Consider the following 24,946-nt stretch of genomic DNA (forward strand, 5'->3'; position numbering starts at 1 on the left):
AATTTTTCCCCTGCCTTGGGGCCTGTAGGGGGCCGAGTGAGTCAGGTGGATCCCTAGTTTCGCGCAGGTCCGTGCCAGGGACTTATCAGACATGGCCGCTCCGTTGTCGAGGTAGGCGGTCCCGGGGACGCCGTGGGTTTGCACGGCCGGGCGCAACACCGCTGAGAGCCGTATGGCGTCCTCGGCATACGCCCAGCGGGCGGCGGTGACCATGCGGGAATGGTCGTCAAGGAACGCGAACAAATACGTCTTCCTCCCTCCGATGCGGGGCCCGTGGAGCGCGTCGCCGACCCAGATTTCATTGCAGTGGTCCGTTTCGAAGCGGCCGGTGGCCATTGCCCTGATGCCGGTGGAAATGTTCTTGGCCCGAAAGTGGCGCAGCAGCGTTGTCTCCGACGGGGCCTGCCCCAGGGTTTCGGTGATGATCCGTTTGACCTGGGCCGCGGTCCGGTTGGGTTTCTCCCGTTTGAGGGATTCGGCCAGCAGCAGGATACGGGCGTCCGTCACCGGGCCACAGGAACGCTCGTCGGGTTTGAGGGCGTCGAATCCGCCGTCCCGCCAGGCTTTGATCCAGCGGTCCAGTGTCTCCCTGGAATAGCGGCGGGTCCCGCCAAAGGGCCACAGGTGCTCGGTCGCGGCGATTTCCTTCACCAAAGGCCCGCGCTGGCGGGTGCTCAGGGACGGGTCCGCAGCGGCCCTAATGACCTGGTAGCGGAACAAGGCGATCTTTTCCCGATGTTCCTTGCGCATCAACGGCGTGGTCGCGCGCGGAGTTATAGAGGCGGGCACCGGGGAAGCGATGGCGGCTAATACCGGCGGGGCGCACAGGGGCCCGGCAGGCAGGTGGGCGGAAGCACTCATGATCAGGGCAGTCCTTTCAAAAGGAGTGGAATCAGGGACCATGCCGCCACCCGGGAAGCCGGGGGCGGCACGTGCATCCAACCCTTGCCGCTTTACCGCCCCGCCGGCAGGGCGGGCTGGCGTTGCACCGGGCCGGGCCAACCGGTGGTGCTGAAGAACCACGGCCCGTGCCCGGCCAGGGCGGCATAGTGCCACGGCATGCTGACCACCACGCCCTGCCCGGAGGAGTGTTCGCCTGCCAGCACCTGGGCATGGGCCAAAAGCATGCCCAGTGCGTTGGCCGCAGGCGTGGGTGCCGGTGCAGGCCAGAACCCCAGGGCCTGGGCCGTGGCGCGGTGCACCCGTGCGGTGAACGCAGCAAAAATGGCCGGGGCATTGGCGGTAAAGGTCCGTAGCCAGTCCCGGACGGTCGTTGCCGGGCGATCCACCACCGCGGCGATCCTCCGGTGACCCAAACCGCCAACAGTACTCAGCTCGATCGCGTAGGCGATCACCGCGGCAGCATCAGCCCGGCGTGCAGCCAACAACGCAGGCAGCAGGACATGGGTGGCACCGCAACCACAACACCGTCCCCTGCGCGGCGTCACCGCACAATTCACCACAAGGGACGTACCTTCACGGATGGTCCTTGCCCTGGCAAAGCCCCACGGCCGAAGCCGGCCCGGGCACCGCGGACAAACAAGATCACGCGCGATGAGCTGGGATTCGACAGCGGCAGGATCGTGGCTTACCGTGAGCACAGCGCGACTCGTTTCGCGTTAGAGCGACCTGGTGCGGCCTTAGAAACTGGCACCGGGTCGTTCGCTATTTAGGATCAAGGGCTGTCGTCAGCCTGACGCCGCCAATGAACAACGTCAAGAGCCCACAGGAAAAACCATTCACAAAAAGTTCATGGGCACGCAACGCGCCTACCCACGGTCATCCACAGCGACGCGCAACAGCAGGGCGTGTTTCGCGAATCATTCCAACGCAGTGGCTTCTTGAAGCGTTCGAGGGGCCGGACCATACTTGAAGCACTTCCGAGTATCGGATTGGAGACACATGGCGGACCAGGAATCGTCCACGGCGGGCAACGAGGCTAGGCGCACGCCCCAGGGCGAGCTTGCTCGAAAGCTTCATCTTTTGCTTGACGTCGCTGTCGCGGAGAGAGGTGAGGCACTGACTTTTCCGGAAATTCGTGCCGCGATGACTGTTCGTGGGGTGGGATTGTCCCGGGCGCGGTGGTCCTACATGAAGGATGGCAATGGTCGCCTGGTCCAGGACCGGCCGCTGTTGACCGCACTGGCTGACTATTTCAACGTGGATCCCGAGTATTTGCTCAGTGTCGAGGATGTCGAGACTCCTGAGATGGTCGGCCGGCAGCTCGAGTTCATCAAGTCGCTGCGGGCCGCCAGGGTCAAGTCATTTGCGGCAAAGACTCTCGGTGACGTCTCGCCGGAGACTTTGGAGATCATCGTTGACTACTTGGATCAGGATATTGCCCTGCATCCTGGGGAAGGGCCGGCCGCCGATTAAGGAGATAGTCCTGATGGGCGTCCAATAGTTCCTTGATGCGCTCTTCAGCCACTGAATAGCGCGGTGACCTGCCGTGCCGGCGGCCCTGGACGATGTCCACGACGACGGCCCCCGTTTTTTCAAGCGCAATCAGGTGCTGGGCAACGCTTGCCTCGCTGGCACTGACGGCTTCAACGATGTCCCCGCGCGGGACCGGCCCGCTTCCTTCCAGATACCGGATGATTTCGAGGCGCGCCCGATTGCCGAACGCCTCGATTGACGCTTCGACATCGGCCGTCCAGGCCAGGTCTACGGGGTGCGTGATCTTAGGCATGGTTCAATTCTGCACCATTTATCCACAGAATGACATAGTAGGGGTTGACATCAGGAATCCATGAACTGACACTGGTTTATATCCTCTCTGGGATTTTGGTGCGCAACTGGGATCCCTACCGTGGTCGCAATGCAGTCGCTCCCTTTGGACAGTGTGGTGGCCTACCCCAAATAGTGTGCAGTTTCTCGTGAACGAAGACGATGATGGTCTCTTACCCGTCAAATCGAAGGCCCCACCGCAAAGACCAACTTCCGGACGATTTCAGGCCCGGTTCCAAGGCTCACGGTCCAGATATTGGTGGTGAAGATGTCATGACGGCCGTGGGCGATATTTCCCAGTTTGTTCGTTCCCGCCTGGCCAGGGCTGGGTTCCCCCACGAGCTCGAGGACGTACTGCAGGACATCCGCCTCGCAGTGTGGTCCGGTGTGTCGCGGGGACGGTACCGGCCGCTGCCGGGCGTCCGCTTCGGGGCGTGGGTTCAGGGCATTGCCAACCACGTGTGTGCGGCCCACATCGCGAAGGCCGCTGCCCGCTACGCCGTTCCCCTGTTCTCGGCGGAATCCGACGACCAACCGAGCGTCGATCGGCCGCAGGACGTTGTGGCGGAGCCTTCCGGGGTTGCCGATCGGGAATGGGCCCTGGACGTCCTGAAGCTGACACGGATGTGTGCCGGCGAGGAAGCCTGGGGGTCAGCCATGTTCCTTCTTTTGGATGAATATGACGACAGTCAAGGCGCGGCAACCGCCGTGGCCGACCGTGCCGACACCCCGGCCTATCGCCGGGCGCACAGGGATTTGAATTTCGTGCGCCAAGTGGCCATCACGGTCAGGAACGCGCTGGCCGTGGTGGATTGCGACAAAGCAAATGCCGACGCAATGGCCGTGAGTGCCTCGAAATGCCTGCCCACTGAACTGCACCGGGCCATCGCGGCAACAATCGTTGTTCCCGGGTTGAGCGGACCGGAACGTCTCGCCGCCCTACGCGTCATTGGCGCCAAGACCAACGTCACGCCGAGATACGTCGCCGTGCAGACCGGACGTGCCAGGGCACTCTACCTGGCGGCACTGAAAGTCATCGGGATGTCGCAGCCGCCCCAGGCCGTAGCCTCATAGTCCCCAAGCCAACAGCGTCGCTGCACCCGGCCTTCTTGCGTTCCGGGGGCTTGGACGTACTGACAATTTGAAAGCGGCAGACAACACCCGTGTTGTCTTGATGGCACGACGGCGTGGCGTGGCTTGAGAGGGCCGCTCCGGTTCCGCTGCGGCCGGGTCATGCGGCGTTTGCTCCTGGGCCGCATGGACGGGTAAAGGAGGTCTCCAATGCGCGGACCAACAGCATGGAAAAGCTACCTGCCCCGTTCCCGGCGACAGTGGTTCCTGATCGTACTCCTGGGCGTCATCGCAGTCGTGGTTGCGGCATTGTGTCTGTCACCGGGAACCGCCACACCCCAACGGGCCGCCGGTGTCCCAACTTCCCAACCCCCACCTTCTCAAATCCCGGTGGGCCAAACAGCAGCGGCCCAAGGGCCGGGACCCACAGCTGCACCGACCACTCCAATGGCCGCCTCTGTCGTGTCGCCGGGGGAGCCCCAGACTCTCGATTTCAAGAAGTACGCCGTGGCCACAGCCGAGGCGCTGTACACCTGGGACAGCCGCACGTCGACCTACACGCAGGTGTATGCGCGCGTGCGCAGCTGGTGGGTGGTCTTGGCCGACGGGTCGAACCCGCTCACTGTCTACACCCACGAGTTCGAGGGGACCGGCATCAACGCCGCCGCCTTCGCGCAACTCACGGCCTACAAGGCCTACCGCACCGCCACGGCCGTCCAGTCGAGTTGTGATGGGCAGCTGGCCCAGGTCAGGGACCATCCAGCGCCCTGGAAGGGACTGCACGTCTGCACCGTGACACTGAGCGTGACGGACCGCTCGACGACGGACCCCCATGCCACCCCCTACAGCGTCCCGGTCAGTGTCATGGTGAACTGCCCGCCGGCAGCAACAGCGCCGTCGAATCGGTGCGTGCTTGTCGGCTTCACCACCACTGCCAGCAGAATCGTCTACTGATGCCCGCGGCGGCCCTGGCCACGATCGCGAAAGCCCGACTGATCCAACGCGCCCTGGCCGCCCTGGTCGTGTTGGTGCCCGTGGGAATGGCAGCCGCGGCCGGCGGCGCCAGCCTTCTCACTGCCCGCCTCGCCGACCCAAACACGGCATGTTTTGCGGCCTCCCGAGACACCGCGGCCGCGGGCAAAGTGTCCCGACAGGCCGTCCCGCCGGCCAACGGCACGGCGGACCTGACGCTGCCGGGACCCGACGGCATCCCCCTGACCCTTGACGAGCGCCAGCAGCGCATCGCGGTGAGCTATATCTCCGTGGGATCAAACCTGGGGGTGCCGGCCCGGGGGATCGAGATCTCCCTGATGGTCGCCCTCCAGGAATCGGGGCTGCGGATGCTGGCCAACCCTACCGTCCCGGAGTCCCTGTCCATGCCCAACGACGGCCTGGGCTCCGACCACGACTCCCTGGGCTCGGCTCAGCAGCGGCCCAGTGCCGGGTGGGGCAGTGCCCGGCAACTGATGACACCGGCCTACAACGCCGAAGCCTTCTTCGGTGGCCCCCAGGGCCCCAACCACGGCTCACCGCGCGGGCTGCTTGACATCCCCGGGTGGGAGTCCATGACACTGGGAGCGGCGGCCCAAGCCGTGCAGGCATCAGCCTTCCCCGAACTCTACAAACGCTGGGCGCCCACGGCGGCAGCCCTCCTCAACGCCGCCGGCGGAACCGCAGGCCTGCAGGCGTGCCCGGCACCGGGACCCCCAGACAATTCTTCGCCACCGGCAATTCCCGCACATCTGGGTGCAACCCGGACGGCGATTCTCCGCTACGCCCGGGAGGGCGTGGGTGGCAGCTACATCTGGGGCGGGACGCAATTCAAGGCCTGGGACTGCTCCGGCTATGTGCAGTGGATCTACGCCCAGGCCGGGATCCGGCTGCCCCGCACCGAACAATGGCAGGCAGGCCGGCCCACGTCCACGCCGCAGCCCGGCGACCTCGTCGTCCAGAACCCGGACGGTCCGAACCACTGGGCCCACATCGGCATCTACGCCGGCAACGGCATGATGTACAGCGCCCTGAACCCATCCGTCGGCACACTCCTCCACCCCGTCAGCTGGAACACCGGAACCCGGTACTTCACCGTCCTGGGCAAAAAATAGCAACCGAGCGGCAAATGGGCACCCAGGTCATGCGGCGGAGTCGAAATCGGGCATGGAAGGGAAGAGGCAAACGCACCGTCTGCCTTCACCGTCCGGATGGAGTAGTGTCATGAATTTCGCGCCCGTGGACCCTGGAATCGTCCCCAACAGCAACTTCCCGTTCCTGGACTCCCTGAAACAAATCGGCGGAGGAATCCTCGTCGGGGCCTTCATCGTGATCGCCATCGTCGCCATCATCGGCGCGGCCATGCTGCTCGCCGGAAAACTCAGCCAGTCATCCCGGCTCGCCTCAGGAGGTGGCATGATCCTGCTGTGGACCGGCCCGGTCGCCGCGATCCTCGGCGGGATCAACGGCTACATCCTGTGGTCGCAAACCGCCTTCCACCTGGGCTTCTGAGCAACCGTCATGCCAGCACTGGAATGCACCCTCGGGGGATGGTGGCCCCTGGGCTGCGGAATCGCCTCCGCCGCCAAGGACAGCGCCACCTCAATCCTTGGTGGGTTCTTTGCCGGAATCTTGGAGAGCATCGCCTCCTGGCTGTGGTCCTTCATCTCCGGGGCCTTCGGCGTCTCCAACGTCGACGCCTCCCAATGGACCGCCGTGCACGGGCTGACCGGCTGGTGGGTCATCGTCATGATGACGCCCCTGGTGGTGGTCATGATCCTCCAACTTCTCTCCGGCCTGGTGGCCCAGCAGCCGCGCCGGATCTGGCGCGCCCTGATCGGCGGCTTCCTCGCCGTCCCGGCGGTCGGAGGGGCCGTGTACTTGATGCAGGCCCTGACCCACGTCAGCGACAGCGCCTCCACCGCCCTGCTGGACACCATGGGCCCGGACCCCTATGTGGTCTTCATGCGCCTCTTCGGGTTCCGGCGCGGCCCGGCCGGCTCCGGGCAGGCATGGATGGCCACCCCATTCGGAGAGCAGGCTTCGACGGGGGACCCGGCTGTCGGAACCATCCTGATTACCGTCATGGCCACCCTCATTGTCTGGGTCCTGGCATTCATCCTGATGTGCTCGATGATCTTCCGCTCCTTTGCCCTGATCGTGCTGGCCGCGGTCGCCCCGGTCGCCCTGATGCTGATGCCATGGGAGAAGACCAAGTCCTGGGCCGGGCGGTGGTGCGAGATCGTCGTGGCCCTGCTGCTGGCAAAACCCCTGGCGGCGACGATCCTTGCCGTCGCCGTGAAACTCTACGCACACGCGACGTCCTTTGACGGCATGGCCGCCGGCGCGGTCGGCATGGCCCTGGCCTGCGCGGCACCGCTGATGGCCCTGAAACTGGTCGGCTTCGCCGGCGGCGAACTGGCCGCCGCCGCCCAAGCCGCAGGGGGCGGACACATCGCCCAACAAAGCTCCCGCTTTGCCGGCCGGCAACTCGGACAGCAACTGCGCAGCCACCACCTGCTGACCAGCAGCAGCGCGAAAAGCCCCAAGGTCGTCCAGTCAAGCAGCAAGCCGGAAACGGCACACGTGAAGAAGCCGGCCGACGCCAGCCCGGAGCCTGGCGCAGCCCCCGACACGCCCAAGGTCCAACAACGCCCAGGCGGCGCCACCACGCCACCGCCGGCGGCCGCCGCCCCGAAGCCCGGCCAGGCTTCCCCAACAGCAACGCCCGGGCCGGAGAAGAACCCAGGGCGCCCACAGGCATCCCCGGAGCCATCAACGGGCAGCAACACCGCACCGGGAACCGGTCGCAAAACCCGGACGGGCCCCGGCCCGGCAAACCCCGGCCCAACATCCGTCCCGAAGCCACGGCCACCCGCCACCGGGCCCGGCAACCCACCCATCAGACCGCCACAAACGGGAGAGCACCATGAGTGAGAACAGCAACGCACTGCAACCGGTCAGCTTCCCCCGGCACGAGCGACGCGGCGTGATCATCGGCCTGCAGTGGTACCAGCTCGCACTCGCCTGCGGCGGCATCCTCATCGCCGCCCTCTCCTCGGCCATCGGCGGTTCCGGGGCAATCATGGGATCCAGCCCGGCCTGGATGTTCCTGCTGCTCTTTGGCTTCCTGCAGTACGAGCGCACCCCCTACCCCCTCTGGGCGTTCACGGGCGCCCGGTACCTGCTGCGGCGACTGAACGGGCAAACCACCTATTTCCTGCCCACCGAGGACCCGGTCCCGGTCGGCACCCTCGTCCTGCCCGGCGGGCTCGCCACCCTTGCCATCCACCGCACCGCCACCGGTGAGTGCTTCGTCGTCGATGCCCAGGCCCGTGAGGCCTTCGCCGTCCTGCGCTGTACGGCAGGGGCCTTTGCCCTGCTCGACGACGCTGACAAGGCCTACGCCGTCCAAGCCTGGTCCCGCGTCCAGGCCGCCCTCGCCAAGAGGCCCGCCGTTGCCCGAATTGCCATCCAGGACCACACGGTCCAGTTCCCGGCCACCGCCCTCCAAGACTATTACGACCAGCAAACCGCCACCCGCGGCGGCCGCACCCCGGCCACGGGCTGGGGCGACAGCTCCTACCAAGACCTCATCGCCGCCGCCGGAACAGCCTCCAGCCATGAAATCCTCCTCACCCTCGTCATGGACACCACCAAAGCACGGCGGCGGATCCACGACGCAGGCGGCGGAACCACGGGGCTGGAGGCCACCCTGCGCTCGGAAATCCATGCCCTGCGCACCGGGCTGAAAACCCACGGCGTCATCGTGGAGGAATGGCTCAGCGACAGAAGCCTCGCCGCCGCCATCCGCGGAGCGTTCGACCCGGAATCGGTCATGCGCACCTCCCAACGAACCGGCACCTTTAGCGGCGTTGACCCGTCCCAGGCCGGCCCCATGGCCCAGGAAGAACACTGGTCCTACCTCCGCACCGACAGCGGCTTCCACCAAACCTTCTGGATCGCGGAATGGCCCCGCCAAAAAGTCTTCCCCGGCTTCCTCCACCCCCTGGTCTACGTGGGCAGCTTTCGCCACACCGTCACCCAGGTCATCAAGGCCATCCCCACAGACCAGGCCCTCAAGGACATCCGCTCCGCCCACGAAGCCCACGAAACCCGGCGGCGGATCAATGCCAAGTTTGACCGCCCCACCACCCGCGAACAAAGGGCCGAGGAAGAGGAAGTCCAACAGCGCGAGGACGAGATCGTCGCCGGGCACGGCGACGTCCGCCCCGCCGCCTACATCACCATCACCGCTGACTCCCTGGAGGAACTCTCCAGCCACCGGCAGGAACTCGAATCAGCCGCAGCCAGCGCCTTCGTGGAACTACGCCTCCTCGTGGGCGAGCAGTGGCCCGCCTTCATCGCCGGGGGACTGCCCCTCGGGCGGGGGCTGAAATGAAAACCACCCCGCAGGCGATCACGTTCATCCCCAGTCATGAGTCCCGCAGCGACCGGCGGCAACGCCGCCAACTGCAGGGCCACACCGTCGCCGGCCGACAGGAACCCTTCTGGACAAGGATGGGGCCGCTGGCCGGCGACGAGGAAGGAGGCACCAGCACCAACCAGCAGCAGCCCTTCGGGCCGCACTCGTTCAGGGGCCCGCACCGGCTGCACCCGTCCCCGCACCGGGCCTCCACCATGACCTTCGCCGCCGCGTACCCGTTCATCACCGAATCCGGCCTCGGACACGAAGGCACCTACATCGGCAGCGACGTTTTCGGCTCCGGCGCGTTCTCCTACGACCCCTGGGTCCTCTACGACAAGGGCGTCATCAGCGGCCCCTCCATCGTGGTCATCGGCACCGTGGGGACGGGGAAGTCCATGTGCGGCAAATCCTTCGTCGCCCGCTCCATCACCCTGGGCCGGAAGGCCGCCGTCGCCTCCGACCCCAAAGGCGAATGGGTCCCCGTGGCCAACGCCGTGGGCGGGAAAGTCATCTCCGTCGGCCCAGGCCGGTCCACCCGGGTCAATCCGCTCGACGCCGGCCCCCGCTCCAGGGACCTGACCAACGCCCAATGGCAGGCCGTCGTCCGGCAACGCCGCCGCCAACTTCTCGTCGCCCTCGTCTCCCTCATGCGCCAAGGGGTCCCGATGCATCCGGTCGAACACACCGCCCTGGACATGGCCCTGACCGAAGCGGTCGCCGCCAACACGACACCCACACTGCCCATGGTCCTGGACCACCTGCTCAACCCCTCAAGGGAGACCCAGGAACTCGTGGGGCCCGACGGCGGCCGCGCCGTCGCCCACTCCCTGCGGCGCACCGTCTCCGGGGACCTGGAAGGCATGTTCGACGCACCCTCCACCGTCTCCTTCGACGCCGACGCGCCCATGATGGTCATGGACACCTCCGCCCTGATCGGCGCCTCCGAACAAGCCCTCTCCCTGGCCGCCGCCTGCGGGGCCACCTGGCTGGAAGCAGCCATCACCAACCCCGACGGCGGCAAACGCATCGTCGTCTACGACGAGGGATGGCGCATGCTCGCGGACCCCTACATGCTTCTCAAAATGAGTGAACAGTGGCGCCTGGCCCGCACCTACGGCATCGCGAACCTGCTCATCATGCACAAGGTCGCCGACCTGAACGAGATCGGCGACAGCACCAGTGGCCACCGCCAAAAAGCCCTCGGCCTGCTCACCGAGGCCGACACCCGCATCATCTACCGCCAAAAACACGACTCCATGCGCCTGACCAAGGACGCCCTCGGCCTCACCGAGGCCGAATGCGCCCAAGTCGAGGAACTCCCCAAAGGGGTTGGCCTGTGGAAAGTCGGCAACCGCTCCTTCATCGTCGCCAACCAGGTCACCAGCGACGAACTCAAAGTCTTCAGCACCGATCACAGGATGATGCCATGAACCTCGCCCACGCAGACTCCACACCCCTCATCACGACCGGACTGGTCTGCGGGGCAACCTTTGTCGGCTTCAGCGGCCTGACATACGCGGCAGCGAACGTGGCCTCCCACTGGAAATGCGGGCGTGGGCTGGGAGGCCCGCCGAGCCCGGTGGCTGCCGTCGGACTGTTCACCGGTAACCTTGCCGCCATCGGGCAACCCCCACCGGGCTGCAATCTGGGTGTCGGCACCGTCTGGGCCCTTCTCGGCCCGGTGTTGGTCCTGCTCCTGGTGGGAGTCATCGCAGCCTGGCTGCTGTGGCGCAGCTGGCGCCAATCCGGGGCATGGCTTCGCCAGGACATCCTCGGACGGGACGGCATGGCCCAACGGGCCGAAGTCGTGCGCGAATTTGGCCGGCGGGCCGCCCTGAAACGGGGCAGGATCACCCGCCCCGGACTGAAGCACCCGTCGTTGGCTGACGTGTCCTGGAGCCTCGGCGCCTCGCGCGGCACCAAAGTCCACGTCTCGACCGAGGAATCCATGGTCATCCAGGGCGCCCCACGGTCCGGGAAGGGGCTCTTCGTGGTCATCAACGCCATCCTGGACGCCCCAGGGGCGGTGGTGACGACGTCCACCCGTGCCGACAACCTGGCCGTCACCATGCAGGCCCGGGCCTCCGGCGGGCGCCCCGTCACCGTCTTTGACCCGCAGGGCATGTCCGGTCTGGGCTCTACCCTGCGCTGGTCCCCGGTGCGAGGCTGTGAGGACCCCGACGTGGCCGTGCGGCGGGCGATGGTCATCTCCGCTGACTCCAAAATGAGCGGTGAGAACGCCGCCTGGCAAAAGCGGGCACAAATAGTCCTCCAATGCCTGCTCCACGCCGCAGCCCTCTCCGGCGAAGGCATCCAGGCCTTCCGGCGCTGGTCATCGAACCCGACACTGGCCACCGAAGCCCTGGACATCCTGCACGGCCCGCGCGCCGCGCTGGGCTGGCATTCGGACCTGTTGGGCATCCTCGAGGACGACCCTCGAAACACCTCCAACTCATGGATCGGGGTCTCCGCCGCCGTCGCACCCCTCTCCTCACCCCGGATCCTCGCAGCCCTGGACCCCGCAAGCCGGGAGGACGAATTCGATCCCAAAACCTTCATCCGGGACAAGGGGACGCTGTACCTGATCGGGACCAAGTCCGGCTCAGCCGCGGCCGGGCCCTACCTGTCGGCACTGATTGACGACATTGACGCCGCTGCCAGGGACATGGCCTTCACCGCACCCGGCGGCAGGCTCGATCCGCCCCTGTCCCTGATCCTGGATGAAATCGCCAACCTCTCACCGTGGCCGGGACTGCCCATCGTCCTCTCCGACGGCGGTGGCATCGGGATCTCCACTATGGTCGTGCTCCAATCCCTCTCCCAGGCCCGCTCGGGCTGGTCCATCGAAGAAGCCTCCACCATCTGGGAATCCGCCATCATCAAGGTAATCTTCGGCGGCGGCTCTGACGAGAGGGACCTGCGCGACCTTGCCTCCCTGCTGGGGGAGCGGCGCCACACGTACAGAACCCACTCCTGGTCATCCCAAGGCCGACAGGAGGGAGAACAGGTCAGGGACCTGCCCGTCATTGCCCTGCACGAAATTCGCCGCCTGCCCGTGGGGACGGCCCTGATGCTCGGCCGGCGCACCCGGCCCATCCTCCTTGACCTGCGCGGCTGGCACCAACGCCGGGACGCAGCCGCCCTGGGCAGGTTCAAGATCGAGGCAGAGGACGCCCTCGCCCAAGGCCACATCCACCAACAAGCCATGGACAAGGAGACCCGCGATGAACCTGTTTGACGACGACGACACAGCCGCAGCACTCTTCAGTGACATTGCCTCGGGCAGCTCCCCGGACGGCTCGCCCAGCGAAGCGGCCGACCCCACCTACCGGTGGCGGGACCTAGACAGCGTCACCGCACCCAAAGCCTGGACAGCTCTGGCCCGGTGGGTGTCCTGGCTTGTTGCCACCTACCGGCTGACAACGTCGGTCATCCCGGACTGCTGGTGGCGGCACCCGGAACTCGTCGCCGAGCTGTACGCCCTGCAACAGGCTGAACTGGCCTCCTACACACCAACCGACCCCGGGTTCGGGCCCCTCGGATTCCACGAGCGCCTGCCCCTGGCCATCGAACGCCTCAGGCAGGAAACCCGGACCATCGGCTGCGTCGGGCTCCAGGCCCACCGCGAGGCAAACCCCCGTCACCTGCGCGCCGATGACCCGGACTTCCTGGCCTGGGCGGCCGAGCCGCACCAGATCCCGACCAGCAATTCCGCGGACGTCGGTCATGCGGTTGAAGGCACTTTCGACCATGGATAAGTAACCCCGCAAACGCGGGGAAACGATTTAGAGGCAAGGGAGGCGGCCGTCGTGGCCCCTACGGCAAACAACCACACGGGCACCCCGGATGCGGGCGGCAAGCACTCCGCCGGCGCACGGGCTGCCGGGCCACGTCTGGCCAGTGATGACCGGCTCGCCGCGCTGACCCAGCAACTGCACGCGCTGCTGGAGAACGCCGTCTCCACCCCCGGGCGCTGGCACATGCTCCTGGACACCTCGGCAACGCTGTGGCGGTACTCCGGCGGCAACATCGCCCTGCTCATGGCACAAATGGAAGAACGCGGGCAGCAGTCGCCCCTGCTCGTTGCAGGATTCCGAGAATGGGAACGTCACGGCCGCAACGTCGTCAAGGGCGAGCACGCCCTGTGGGTCCTCGCACCGCGGACAGCACCCAGAAACACGGACGTGGAACCGGGCGACGACGCCAAGACGGGGTCTAGCGGTGCGGAGCACGCCAGCTCAAGCGACGAGCAAGGAGACCGGCGAAAGATAGTCGGTTGGCGGACCCAGGCAGTCTTTGACGTGTCCCAAACGGAGGGGCAGCCCATCTACATCCCCCGCCCCATGCAGGGCGCGGGCTCCTCACCCATGGGGCTCTGGCCCTCCCTGGTGGAATTTGCGCAGCGCAACGGATTCACCGTCGAAAAATCCATGAACCAGTACGGCATGTCCAGCGGATACACCGACTTTGCCAACAAGAAGGTCCAGATCGGCGCCTGGCTGGGACCAGAGCAACGCCTGGCCGTGTTGGCCCACGAACTCGGCCACGTCTGCCTCCACGGACCCGGCGACAAACTCGGGCAACTCTATGGAAGCGGACTGGACCACCGCGGCCTAGCCGAAGTCGAAGCAGAGTCCGTCGCCTACACCGTGCTGCGCGCCCACGGCATCGACCGCAGCGCCCAATCCGGCAGCTACCTCGCCGGCTGGGCCGACCAGGTATTGGCCGTCGAACAATTCAGCACAGCCGGCCCGGCAACCGGGAAGGTCCCGACCAACCGCCTTGAGATCGCACGGTCCACCCTGGCCCGCGTGACATCAGCCTGCCGCTCCATCCTCGAAGTCACGGACCCCGACAACCTCGGCGGCAAGCCCGCGACGGCCAGCATGGCCGTTGCCTACGAACGCGGCGACCTCACCGGGCCAGTTACCGGCCACCAAGCACTCGACATCACGTCGAAGATCGACATCTCATAAACCATGCAAGTCTCCTGGCAGGACACACCGGCCGGGGCCAAGAAAGGTAGGGAAATAAAATGGGCACCAGAATCCCAGTCAGCATCAACGGCAACCTCGTCGCCGACCCGGAACTCTCCTACGGGGAATCCGGCATCGCCCACGCCAAGCTGCGTGTCGCGGTCAACCAGCGCTTCCAGGAAGCCGACGGCACCTGGCGCGACGGCATCCCCGTTTTCCACAACGTCTCCGCCTTCCGGGCCCTGGCCGAAAATGTGGCAGCCTCCCTCAAGAAGGGAGACCCCGTCACGGTCGCAGGCGAGTTGGAGTTCAGGTCCTACGATAAGGACGGCGCCCAGCACGAAGCGCGCCGAATCGTCGCAGAGACTGTTGGCCCCGACCTCCGGTTCGGAACGTCCTCTTACGCGCGTACGCCCAAGGCAAACCTTGGTGCGTCCGTTGCAGCCCACGGGCCTGACCAAGCGGAGCCCGGGGTGGCTACTACTTGGGGAACCGCACCTGCCCAGCCGCTGTCAGCGCCCTCTGTGGCCGGGGTTTCTGTCAACGGTCTGCGGATGTGATCCAGAAATGAGCGGTGGCCTTGCGGCGACCAGAAGTCGGCCAGCATACCGCCGTCAGTTGGTCGTCCATAAGCTGAGTGATGACTCCGCCAAGAGCGTGATAGCTTGACTCTGCGCCTTCGAAATTTCCTTGGTTGGTAATTGGTTGGTGTTGGAGGCTCCGATTCGTCGGAGCCTCCTTCTTATTTTGTGGAACACAATAATATGACTCAAAGAAGTTCTCATCGATATCGATGGCGCCGAAGATCTTGGCTACCCAGATGCCCAGCCTGTATAGAATCCTGAGGTCCGCAGCAGCTGGCCATCTGTCAATACGATTCTCGCGAGAAACGTCTTCGGGTATTCCTGGCCTCCGATACAGGATTGCTGGTCGTGATGAAACCGCCACGGCTTGCTGACCGGCCGGCCAAAGCGAGCACGTTATGGCTGATGCGCCCAAGTCAATGCAGCGTCGTGGTCACGAAGGTGTAGCCCCTGGCGAGCGCGTCGAGCCCTCGGCAAAATTCAGGTCGTGGAGCTCGCATCCTGAAGACGCTGTGATCCACATCGAGGCCCTCGCGTCGTATTCTGGCGGCCTAGAGGAACTCGTGTTGCCGAACTTTGGACAAGCGCCGCGTCGGAACACGTACGTAGCCGGTCAGTATGATCAAGGCAGCGTCGAAGAGTCTCATAACTAACGGTGGATGCACTGATTCTTCGAGAACGTTTCGAGACATAGTTGTGAGAATTGTCCGCTGTGGAGCATCGCAAACGAACACGCGACTATTCGAGCATCACCGCATGAGTGTCCGCTCAGACGGTGAGACACCTCGTAACTCCAGAGTTGCAAGACTCAACTTCGGCGGCATTCCAAAGTGAGATACGGACGCCTCGGTACACCTTGAACTGGCTCACCAACAATTTTGGCTGGCCCTGCGGCGAGATGGGTCGAACTCAGATCGTACGGTCTCCGCTGCCTCCAGAGCTCGCGGACTCATCCATCGCGTCGATCGGGGTTCCATCGCTCCAAATAGGAGAAGGAGTAGGAAAAGTCCACAAAGTCCACAAAGTCCACAAGATGCTACAATATTATTGTGAACAATGAATCTGATCTCAAGCCCTTCTTGAACGTTCGTGAAACCGCCAAGTTGTTAAATGTGCACGAGAACACCGTCAGGAACTGGGCGAGGGGAGGCACATTGGTGTCAGCCAAGCTCTCCGGATCTTCGCAACATCGTTTCGCCCGCGACGAAGTCGAACGCCTCCTGAAGGCGCGGGGCGAAAGTGCCTCATCAGTAGCTCCCGCCCTGCGAACCGATGGACCTGAGCTGATCAGTGCCAATGAGCTCGCCAGTTGGGCAGCGCGTGACGATGCCAAGGGCACGTTCCCGGAACTGATCCGTCGCCTTCTGGCAGTGACGCCCGGCGTTACCAACGTCGATGTGCGCTCACACGAGGGTGGCGCGGCGCCGGGGTGGGATGGCACGGCCACATCCTCCGGAAGCACGTATCTCCCATCCGGCGAGCTGCGGTTCGAGTTCGGAACCGAGGCCAACTCAAAGGGCAAGGCGCAGGACGACTACGACAAGCGCGTGCTGTCACACCCAAATGACGCTGGGGCAGTCTTCGTGTTCGCGACGCCTCGCAACTGGGCAGGAGCGAAGAGATGGGCATCAGACCGTAAGGCCGAAAAGAAGTTCGCCGACGTTATGGCCATCGATGCGCACCGCCTTGAAGGTTGGCTTCAGGCGTCTCCTTCCGTGCACTATTGGATCTCGGAGCGCCTCGGATACCGGCCTCGCGATGCACAGGCAATCGATCGTTGGTGGAACTCGTTCCAGGGGCGCACCGAGACTACTCTTCCGCCAAGCTTCTTCGCCGCCGGGCGTTCAGCAGCATCAGTTGAGCTGCGTGCCGCCCTTACAGGCGCGGCGCGGACCGATGCGATCGTGACGCTGATTGCTCAGTGGCAGGACGACGCCTTGGCGTTCGTGTTCGCTGCATTGGAATCGCACGAGGACCTCCTCTACCGCACCATCGTGGTTACTGACGCAGGAGCGTGGCACCGACTGGCCGAGTCGGCCATCCCTCTCATCCTCGTGCCGCAGTTTGAGGGCGCGCCCGATCTCGCGGCGGCGGTAAACGGCGGACACCGCATCGTCCTGATCGCAGAGCCCGACGACGTCGTTCGCGGAGGGAAGGGCATCGAGCTTCGAAAGATCGACCGCGTTGCCGCCCGCGACGCCTTGAAGGCAACGGTCTCCGACTCGAATAAGGCGGAGAGGATGGTAGCTCTCGCGCGTCGCAGCGTTGCTGCGCTCATCCGTTCAATCGCACTCGAGCCACGATTCCGCAAGCCAGAATGGGTCGCCAAGCCTGAGCATGCTGCCATCCTCGCACCCCTTGTACTAGCCGGGACTTGGACAAACCAAAACGGTGATCTAACCGCCCTGGAGAAGTTGACGGGGCGATCACGGGAAGACATGGAACGCCTCCTGAAGAGCCTCGCCAGCCGCAGCGATGCCCCCTTTGTTCGCTCCGGTGGCACATGGAGGCTAACGTCTCCAGCAGAGGCCGCACTGCTGCTTCTGCCTGCCCTCACCGACAGCGACCTGGCGCGTTGGGCTGAAGTGATACCAGAAGTGTTGCTCGAACCTGACCCCTATCAGGGCATGGACACCGTTGCTCGATTGACAGCGAGTGCACAGGGCACGACACCGCCATACTCCGAATCATTGAAGAAGGGTCTCGCAAACGGTCTGGCACTCGCGGCGGTGAGCGATGTTGAACTTCCAGCAGACCTCTACATGCAGGTTCACGTCAATAACATCGTCCGCGCGTTACTTACGAGTGCAAATGCCGACGAATCCGGCACGACATGGGCTCGACTTTCCGCCGCCCTCCCCGCATTTGCAGAAGCGGCGCCTGAAGTATTTCTGGACGCAGTTGAGCTTGACCTCGAACAATCACACCCTGTTCTTCGAACAATGTTCAAAGATCAAGGGCAGGACGGCCTGTTCGGCCCTTCATCGCCGCACCCGAGTCTCTTGTGGGCGATCGAAACACTTTGCTGGTCACCGGACTACTTTGGGCGCGCGGCGATTCTGCTCGGCCGACTATCTTCACTCGACCCGGGTGGTCGGCTCAGTAACCGTCCGATCGAGAGCCTTCAGATCGTCGCCGCGGGTTGGCTCTCCCAAAGCGGTGCCACCATCGACGACAAGCTCGCGGTCATCCAACGGCTGCTGCAGCGCGAACCCGACGTTGGGTGGAAGCTCATCATGGGAGTGTGGCCGGACAATCACCTGACCGCTCTCGCCCCGAGCTCACCCACTTATCGGGATTGGATTCCAGCTACGCAGTCCGTCAGCTATACCGATTGGGGTCGCTTTGTTCACGCCTTGGTGGCACTTGCAATTAGTGCCGTAGGCGCCAGCGTTGAACGGTGGCTGGTGCTTGTTCTGAAGATCTCCAAGCTCCCTGCCGATGAGCGGCGGCGGGTTATTGAAAAGCTACGTGAAGTCGTCAGTGCCCACACTTGGACGGACGAAGAACGGTATGCGATGTGGGAGGCGTTGACCGGCGAGGCAGACAAACACGAAGAGTATGCCGACGCCGAGTGGGCCATGCCCTCCGACGATGTGGCGCTCCTTCGCGCTGTCGCCGAAGATCTAACACCTGCCCAGGACGCCCGCCGGTTCTCGAGCCTCTTTGACTGGCGTGCGCACATCCCCAACCTCAAGTGGGGAGAAGAAGGGTACAACGTCGAACTAGCTCATTTGCAACATGAGGCCCTCGAAGAGGTTCTCGCCCTTGGGGTGGACGCGTTAGCCGCGCTGACGGTTGAGGTGAAAACTCCGCACGTCATTGGGCACATGCTTTCGTCAAGGCAAGACGCCCCCGAGAGTGCGATCCTCGGTTGGCTCAGTTCAGGGGAACAAAACCTGCGACATGCCGCTTTGATCTTCGCCAGCGACAGTATTAATGGTGAGGGCTTTTCTTGGCTCAGCACTGCGCTTGCCAGCCCTGCACTGGAGGAAACGTCCTCACGGGAGACGCTCATGGCAGCCGTACCGTTTGCGAAGCAATATTGGACCAAGATTGCCATCCTCGGAAAGGATCTCGAAGCCGCGTATTGGGAGCGAGCACAGCCTCATTACGCCGCCGCCGATGAGCGAGCAGAAGCCATTGGTCTGCTCGTGGAGCACGGTCGTCCATGGGACGCCGTGGGGCTCCTCAGCGCAATGCTGAACGACAATCAGGAGCCGGGCGTCGGCCTCATCAAGTCTGTCCTCAACGCGCTCCGCAATGGGGCCGGCCCCATCCACGACACGACCATGACTAGCTACTACGTCGGCAACGTCTTGGAATACATGGAGCAGCACTTTCACGACGACAAGGACCTTCCGGCATATGAGTTCATGTTCTTTGAACTGCTGCATGATCACCAACCCTCCGGGGCGCTCTACCGTGCGCTCGGAACGGATCCAAGCGACTTCGTAAACATGATCAACGCCCTCTTCCGCAGCGATGACGAACCAAAGCGGTCCCTCACGGCCCAGGAGAAAGCCTTCGCTCACCTGTCCTACAGTGTTCTTCGTAACTGGCATACTCTCCCAGGCCTCGCCGAAGACGGCACCATCGATGGCTCTCACCTTATTAATTGGGTGCGAGGTGCCCGTCTCGCTTTCTCCGACAGCAAGCGGACTGCAATCGGGGATGAACAGATCGGCCAAGTTCTCGCATCAAGTCCCGTGGGTAACGACGGCGTCTGGCCCGCGGAACCGGTTCGCGAGATCATCGAGAACATCGGCAACGCACGGCTCGACACCGGACTGCACATCGGCAAGAGCAGCAAAAGGGGGTTCACCACTCGAGGTGTCTTCGATGGGGGTGACCAGGAACGCGAACTCGAAAAGAAATACCGGGATGCGGCGAGTAAAATTTCCGCTCAATGGCCGCGCACCGCACGTGTACTGCGAGGCATCGCAGACAGCTACCAGCATGACGCTCAGCGTCTTGATTCCGAAGCCGAGAGAATGAGTGACGACGGCTAAAACAGTCGTGGGACAGTCAACTTAATGGTCTTTTCGCGCGACGTTACTTGGTTTCCAGCCATTGGGTCATATTTTTGACGAACGGACCCGAAACACCCGCCGCTTGGCGCGGACACAACAATGTTGTGTCTGCGCCAAGCGCTGTTAGACACAAGCGGGCCTGAAATTGTCGCGTAACTGAAGTGTGCCGTAACCCATGGGATACGAGACTTCTCAATGACAGGAGATTGCGATATCGGCGATCACAGCCTGTGGTCACTGTAAACATCGGCCTGGCATCCGAATCAGGCGTTGGATTGGTTGATCCCGACGAGAGACTGATATTTGGGATCCCGGACGTAGGGGAGTGCTTCTGCTGATGCGAATGCATGGTAGTCAACTGCCATCAGATAGTAGATCTCAGGCCAGGGGCCGTGCACTTGGATCTGGGCCGGATCTGGGGAGATCAGTAGGACTGAACCACGCCAGATTTCGTCAGGGAGGGCTTCCATCCAGGCCCGCTGGACGTGACCGAATTTGTCCCAGCGGATAGTGACCCATGTGCCGGTTGGGTCCAACGAATGGATGTCCAGAACTGTGATCTCCGTGGTGACACCCAGCCGGCTTTTGACAGCGGCAAAGTGTTCCCATTGATGGACGGCTTTGCCAATCCAGACGTTCGTCCTGTGGACTTGGACGAGCCAAATGGCTGCAGCTCCGCCGGCCAGGACAATGGCGATGGCCATGAGGGCCAGCCCTGCTCCCCATGCGGAGGATTGGCCGAGGAAGAGGCGAATGGCAACGACTACGCAGACGCAGCTGATTACGGTGAGTGTGACCGCCCAGCCGGAGGACGTCTGGGGCTTGACCATCGGATTCGTTCGCATGATGAGACCTCCGCCTATGGACCGATTTTACAGCGAAGGGCCGACAACGGGCAGAGGTGAATGTGGCGCGGCCGTCGGGACAACCGGCGACGGCCCAGACTCGGTCGCAGTGGGTGCGCTATGCCTTGCTGCGGTGATTCGGTTCTCGATCCGGGCCCGTTGGTCGGCCTGTTGCCAGTCAGTCGCGCTTGGAGGCGGCCCGAGGGCAAGTGAATCGGTGTCGATGTCCCAGCGATCCCGGTAACCGGCAACGTCGCGCACGAGGTCCTTCCACCTGTCATCGTTGGCTTGGAGCCCGCATTGAGCCCGGAGCTGGCGCACCCAGTCCGCCTCATTGGCCAGGGCCCGGACAGAGATCGTGGAGATTCGTTTGGCGATCCGCTGTTCGACACCGTTGAGGAGTTCGCGCAGGTCCTCCCGGTCGGTGGGCACCGTCGCCGGAGCATACCCCGTTGCCGCGGTGGCGGGGACATGCCGCTGGAGGGTTTGCAGGCGGGAGTGCACGACGGCGGCGACGTCGCGGGCACCGGATGTGGGTCGCAGCCCGTCGACAAGGGTTTGTTCCGCCAGGGGCCGGTCGGTAACAGCGGCGCGTCTCCAGGCGGCGACCATGGCGCCCCAGGATGGGGACTTGCGCATCTCGGCGACAAGGTTGGGGGAGTGGGTTCTGATGAGCCGGGTGACGTCGTCTGAGGCGGCGATTTGGGCTAGGTAGTCGTGCTCGGCCAGCAGCCGGGACAGGGCGTTGGCCTGGTTTTTTTGTTCGTCGCGGACTTCGTGGGCGGTGTGTTCGGCGCCTTCGACGGAGAGCACTGCGCCGAGGATTTGTCGCCAGTCCGGCAGGGATGACGGGTCAACGCCGTGGTGGTCGTGGGGGTCGGGTTCGCTGATGTAGGCGTGGTTGCCGGCCTTGCCGCGGGTCATGGAGACGTAGAAGAGTTCGCGGGTGAGGCGGCCTTCGCTGACCAGGGTGTGGCCGGTGTCCACGGTGATTCCTTGGGAGCGGTGGGCGGTGGTGGCGTAGCCGAGCTCCACCGCCTCGGCAAGATAACTGGCGCTGAGGAGAATTCTTGCTCCGTTATCGGAACGGATGCCTTCGATGGAGCCTTCCAGGTTGGGTGAATGGGCGACGGTGATGAGGGTGCCGTTGCGGATGAAGTCGCCAGTATCGTCGAGGAGGTGGCGGTCGTTGCGCCGGGCCAGGATGGTGTCGCCGCGCCCGGCGTTCAGGCCGTCGCTGAGTTTCACGGTGGTTTCCGCGTCGACGGCGCCGGAGCCGACGCGGTCGGCCTGGGCGCGTTCGTTGAGCATGGCGACGGTGTCGTTGTCGGGGGCGATCAGGATCGATGTCCGGCCTGTGCGGATGTCGTCGTCCCAGTGGTTGTAGGCGTCGTCGACCATGGCGTCGTAGCTTCCGCTGCTGATGCGCTCGTGGGCGTCGTAGTCGGCGATGACGTCGTAGTCGCCCTTGCGGAGTTTGAGGGAGGCGGCGCGTTCCCACTCGTTCGTGAACCGCCAGACGGTGGTGAGTCGTTCCGCGCAGCCTGTCCTGTCCAGCCAGCCGAGCACGCCGCCGGCGTCGATGGAGTCCAGTTGTGCCGGGTCCCCGACGAGCAGGACCTTCGCCCCGGCGCCGTCGGCTTGGTCGAGGAGGGCGGCGAGCTGGTAGGTGGAGACCATGGATGCTTCATCGATGATGACGAGCTGGTCGGGGCGGAACTGCCACCGGGATTGTGTCGCGGTGAGGGCGCTCATGCGCTGTGCCAGGCGCTCCTGGGACTTCCGGGCTTCCGTGTCGCGTCTGGGGGATTGGCAGGCTGCTTGGTACCTTGCTGCGGCGTCTGCGTAGTGTCCTGCCCTGATTGCTGCGCCGGGTCCGGTGGATTCGTAGAGCCATTTGCTCACGTTGTCGGTGGCCAGGCCGAGTTCGCGTCCGAGGACGTCGGCAGAGGCGGCTGCGGGGGCGAGGCCGACGACGGTTCCGGTCCCGAAGTGTTCCTCCCAGAGGGCCTTGACGGCGCTCATGGTGGTGGTCTTGCCTGTCCCTGCGGGGCCGACGACGGCGTCCAGCCGCCTGCCGCTGGCCAGCACGGTTTCGGCGGTTCTGCGTTGTTCCCCCTGTAGTGGGTCGCCATGCCTGGTGACGAATTGCTGGAGGGCTTCCTGGGCGGCCGTGCGCTCAACGTGGGGGCCGGCGTCGAGCGCGAACGCGTTCATGATGGCTTCCTCGTTGGCGAGGGTGGAGACGTCGGTGAAGAAGTGGGCGCTGGCGAGGTCGAAGACGCTGCGGCCGTTGTAGAAAAGGTCGGGGGAGTTGGTGGTGGGGATGCCGTAGCGGAATTCGCTGAGCGCTACGGATTGAGTTTCGGCGGAGGTGGCGATGGCTTCCATGAGGTTGAGGCGGTCTGCGGCGGTGGCGCAGCGGATTTCCAGGCACACCCGTTCCGCTTCGGCGAGCAGGTTCCAGCGGTTCCAGGTGGCCCGGCGCCGGGCCACCACGTCCTTGACGAGCCCGGCCGTGCTCGTAATCCAGGCCTCGCTGGCATCGGATGCGCTGAGGGGGTGGGTGTGGGAACGGTTGATGGTTGCCGCCAGCACGTCATCGGAGGAGAACCCTTTGGCTTGGGCCCGTTCACGCCATTGGCGGGTGCGGACATTGAGGGGGACGACGTCATGATTTTTGGCGGTGCGGGTGGACAGGGTGGCCTGCTGGCGCAGCTGCAGCTTGATGGCGGCGCTGGGTTCGCGACCGTGGGTGTCGGACCAGTCCTTGATGAGCCGGTCTGCTTCAATGTCGATCAGCCGGGACCTGCTGGAAAATTCGCGGATGAGTTGATCGTCCACGCCGGTGAGTTCAAGGCCGTAGTTGTGGGTGGCGCTGGCCGGCGTGCGGACTTCGGCCTCGGTTCCCAGGTCGCGGCCGAGTTGGTCGTAGAGGAGTCCGTTGTAGTGTTGGCTGGCGGTGACGGTGGCCTTGTACAGTGTGCGCGAGTCCAGGCTGGTCCAGGCTCCGTCGGTGACGCGTTGGGCCTTGTTGGCGATGATGACGTGGGTGTGCAGCTGGGGGTCGCCGGAGCGGGACTCCCAATGGTCGAAGGCGGCGGCTATGGCGCCGTGGACGCCGATGTGGGCGACTCCGGCGTGGCCGGCCCGGGTGTGGATGGCTGTGGTTTCCAGCCAGGCCAGTGTGGCTTCAAGGGCGGCATGGTGGGCTGCCATGACCCGGTCCTTATCTTCGTCGCTGGCCAGGGCCCAGAGAACTGAGATGGATTTTGGCACGCTGAAGGTGAGGTCGAAGCCGGCGACAGCGGCGCGGCGCTGGGGCCGGCCGTTCCTGCCTGTAACGGTCGTGGCCTGGTTTGGCTTGTGGCCGAGGGGAGTTCCGGTGGTGGGGTTTTCGCCGCGTTCAAAGAGGGCCTTCGCCGCCGCGTCGGTAACCGTCGTGTGGGGTCCCATTCCAATGCCGGGAAGGCCGGCGCCGAGCCATTGTCCCGGGGGATTGCTGGCGTTCGTGTAGTAGCCGGTCAGGTCCTTGGTTTCGACGTCGGCGTGGCTGGTGGTCTTGAGAAGGTAGGAGACGCCGGCCTCGGTTGACAGGCGGGCTATGGAGACGGTCATGACTTTGCCGTCCTGGTGTTCCAGCCGCGGCGGGTGAAGATCTCCGCCGTCCGAGGATCGAGACGTGTGTGGGTTTCCTCGTGCAGGGCCATGAGCCGTGCGGCGACTTGCTGGAGGTCTCGCATGGCCTGCCGCTCGCGAAGCGCGAGGTCTTCCCTTTCTTTGCGCAGACGCGCAACCGCGGCTTCCAGTTCGTCTGCTTTCGACGTGGCCCGTGATGCTGTCCGGGCGCTGTCGTTGAGCTGTTCGTGGGCGGCGGCCAGTCTACTTTCAAATGATCGCGTCACGGCGGCAAGCTTGCGTTGGTCCGCGGATCGGAGCTTTCGGAGCGCTGCCTCGTAGAGGGCAGTGAGCGCTGCCGTTGCTTCCTGGCTATCGGTCATCGAACGATCGATCGAGTTGGCGCCCGGCGTCGTCACGTCTTGGCGGGTTTTCCGGTACTTGCGTTGGCGCCGGCTGTGGGCGCAGGCCGGTCGGCAAAAGACCTGCCGCGGACTGGCAGCTGTGAACGTGGTGTTGCATTCGGGGCAGATTCGTATGGGCATACTGATCCATGGTGATCCGGGCCAAAAACTATATGACTTGGCGTCACCTCCCGCCGTGACGGCACCGGGCTCGGGTGCCAGCGGTGTGAAGGATTTTTTGGTGGCGTCAGCGCCGAGTGGGCGGGGCG

Annotated in this window: 19 protein-coding genes; 13 read left to right on the forward strand and 6 right to left on the reverse strand. The window is 64.4% G+C overall.

Annotated features, from left to right (window positions below; genetic code table 11):
• On the reverse strand, positions 1 to 861 hold an 861-nt coding region (locus LPN03_RS08740), incomplete at its 3' end, for a DDE-type integrase/transposase/recombinase (RefSeq protein ID WP_262453921.1).
• A gap of 92 nt (positions 862 to 953) precedes the next feature.
• Positions 954 to 1,385: a hypothetical protein gene (locus LPN03_RS08745; RefSeq protein WP_262453922.1), complete on the reverse strand. Its 432-nt coding sequence runs from the start codon at positions 1,383 to 1,385 to the stop codon at positions 954 to 956.
• A 517-nt stretch (positions 1,386 to 1,902) separates the two neighbouring features.
• On the opposite strand from LPN03_RS08745, the gene LPN03_RS08750 reads away from it, so the two are divergent.
• On the forward strand, positions 1,903 to 2,376 hold the full coding sequence (locus tag LPN03_RS08750) for a hypothetical protein (protein WP_262453923.1): 474 nt from the start codon (positions 1,903 to 1,905) through the stop codon (positions 2,374 to 2,376).
• Here LPN03_RS08750 and LPN03_RS08755 read toward each other — a convergent pair.
• Positions 2,312 to 2,689 carry an ArsR/SmtB family transcription factor gene (locus LPN03_RS08755; protein ID WP_262453924.1) on the reverse strand — a complete coding sequence of 126 codons (378 nt, stop codon included), beginning with the start codon at positions 2,687 to 2,689 and terminating at the stop codon, positions 2,312 to 2,314. The genes LPN03_RS08750 and LPN03_RS08755 overlap by 65 nt on opposite strands.
• Before the next feature lie 311 nt (positions 2,690 to 3,000).
• Between LPN03_RS08755 and LPN03_RS08760 the strand changes: the two genes are divergently transcribed.
• The 12 genes from LPN03_RS08760 to LPN03_RS08815 all read left to right on the forward strand — a co-directional run bounded on the left by LPN03_RS08760 (position 3,001) and on the right by LPN03_RS08815 (position 19,789).
• The gene (locus tag LPN03_RS08760; RefSeq protein ID WP_262453925.1) at positions 3,001 to 3,801 is read left to right on the forward strand and encodes a sigma factor; all 801 of its coding nucleotides are present in this window, start codon (positions 3,001 to 3,003) and stop codon (positions 3,799 to 3,801) included.
• Between the two features lie 444 nt (positions 3,802 to 4,245).
• Positions 4,246 to 4,752, forward strand: coding sequence for a hypothetical protein (locus LPN03_RS08765; RefSeq protein ID WP_262453926.1), 507 nt, complete (start codon positions 4,246 to 4,248; stop codon positions 4,750 to 4,752).
• On the forward strand, positions 4,752 to 5,903 hold the full coding sequence (locus LPN03_RS20790) for a C40 family peptidase (protein ID WP_316255759.1): 1,152 nt from the start codon (positions 4,752 to 4,754) through the stop codon (positions 5,901 to 5,903). The genes LPN03_RS08765 and LPN03_RS20790 overlap by 1 nt, the downstream gene beginning before the upstream one ends.
• A gap of 109 nt (positions 5,904 to 6,012) precedes the next feature.
• The gene (locus tag LPN03_RS08775) at positions 6,013 to 6,300 is read left to right on the forward strand and encodes a hypothetical protein (protein WP_165183043.1); all 288 of its coding nucleotides are present in this window, start codon (positions 6,013 to 6,015) and stop codon (positions 6,298 to 6,300) included.
• Positions 6,301 to 6,309: 9 nt separating this feature from the next.
• On the forward strand, positions 6,310 to 7,725 hold the full coding sequence (locus LPN03_RS08780; RefSeq protein ID WP_262453927.1) for a type IV secretion system protein: 1,416 nt from the start codon (positions 6,310 to 6,312) through the stop codon (positions 7,723 to 7,725).
• Positions 7,718 to 9,190, forward strand: coding sequence for an SCO6880 family protein (locus LPN03_RS08785; RefSeq protein ID WP_262453928.1), 1,473 nt, complete (start codon positions 7,718 to 7,720; stop codon positions 9,188 to 9,190). Before LPN03_RS08780 ends, LPN03_RS08785 begins: the two co-directional genes overlap by 8 nt.
• Positions 9,187 to 10,647, forward strand: coding sequence for an ATP-binding protein (locus LPN03_RS08790; RefSeq protein ID WP_262453929.1), 1,461 nt, complete (start codon positions 9,187 to 9,189; stop codon positions 10,645 to 10,647). The genes LPN03_RS08785 and LPN03_RS08790 overlap by 4 nt, the downstream gene beginning before the upstream one ends.
• The gene (locus LPN03_RS08795) at positions 10,644 to 12,455 is read left to right on the forward strand and encodes a type IV secretory system conjugative DNA transfer family protein (RefSeq protein WP_262453930.1); all 1,812 of its coding nucleotides are present in this window, start codon (positions 10,644 to 10,646) and stop codon (positions 12,453 to 12,455) included. The genes LPN03_RS08790 and LPN03_RS08795 overlap by 4 nt, the downstream gene beginning before the upstream one ends.
• Positions 12,442 to 12,975 carry a hypothetical protein gene (locus LPN03_RS08800; protein ID WP_262453931.1) on the forward strand — a complete coding sequence of 178 codons (534 nt, stop codon included), beginning with the start codon at positions 12,442 to 12,444 and terminating at the stop codon, positions 12,973 to 12,975. The genes LPN03_RS08795 and LPN03_RS08800 overlap by 14 nt, the downstream gene beginning before the upstream one ends.
• 51 nt (positions 12,976 to 13,026) lie before the next feature.
• The gene (locus LPN03_RS08805) at positions 13,027 to 14,193 is read left to right on the forward strand and encodes an ArdC-like ssDNA-binding domain-containing protein (protein WP_262453932.1); all 1,167 of its coding nucleotides are present in this window, start codon (positions 13,027 to 13,029) and stop codon (positions 14,191 to 14,193) included.
• 59 nt (positions 14,194 to 14,252) lie between these two features.
• Positions 14,253 to 14,753, forward strand: coding sequence for a single-stranded DNA-binding protein (locus LPN03_RS08810; RefSeq protein WP_262453933.1), 501 nt, complete (start codon positions 14,253 to 14,255; stop codon positions 14,751 to 14,753).
• A gap of 1,073 nt (positions 14,754 to 15,826) precedes the next feature.
• Complete coding sequence (locus tag LPN03_RS08815; RefSeq protein ID WP_262453935.1) at positions 15,827 to 19,789, forward strand: helix-turn-helix domain-containing protein; 3,963 nt, start codon at positions 15,827 to 15,829, stop codon at positions 19,787 to 19,789.
• Between the two features lie 284 nt (positions 19,790 to 20,073).
• On the opposite strand, the gene LPN03_RS08820 is transcribed toward LPN03_RS08815, so the two are convergent.
• The 3 genes from LPN03_RS08820 to LPN03_RS08830 form a co-directional block, all read right to left on the reverse strand.
• Positions 20,074 to 20,514 (reverse strand): hypothetical protein, encoded by a 441-nt coding sequence (locus tag LPN03_RS08820; RefSeq protein ID WP_262453936.1) that lies wholly within the window; start codon positions 20,512 to 20,514, stop codon positions 20,074 to 20,076.
• Positions 20,515 to 20,682: 168 nt separating this feature from the next.
• Positions 20,683 to 24,273, reverse strand: a complete 3,591-nt coding sequence (mobF, locus tag LPN03_RS08825; protein ID WP_262453937.1) for a MobF family relaxase — start codon at positions 24,271 to 24,273, stop codon at positions 20,683 to 20,685.
• Positions 24,270 to 24,656 carry a hypothetical protein gene (locus LPN03_RS08830; protein ID WP_262453938.1) on the reverse strand — a complete coding sequence of 129 codons (387 nt, stop codon included), beginning with the start codon at positions 24,654 to 24,656 and terminating at the stop codon, positions 24,270 to 24,272. The genes mobF and LPN03_RS08830 overlap by 4 nt, the downstream gene beginning before the upstream one ends.
• Positions 24,657 to 24,946: the final 290 nt, after the last annotated feature.

Source organism: Arthrobacter sp. A2-55 (assembly GCF_025548615.1).
Classification (GTDB): domain Bacteria; phylum Actinomycetota; class Actinomycetes; order Actinomycetales; family Micrococcaceae; genus Specibacter; species Specibacter silviterrae.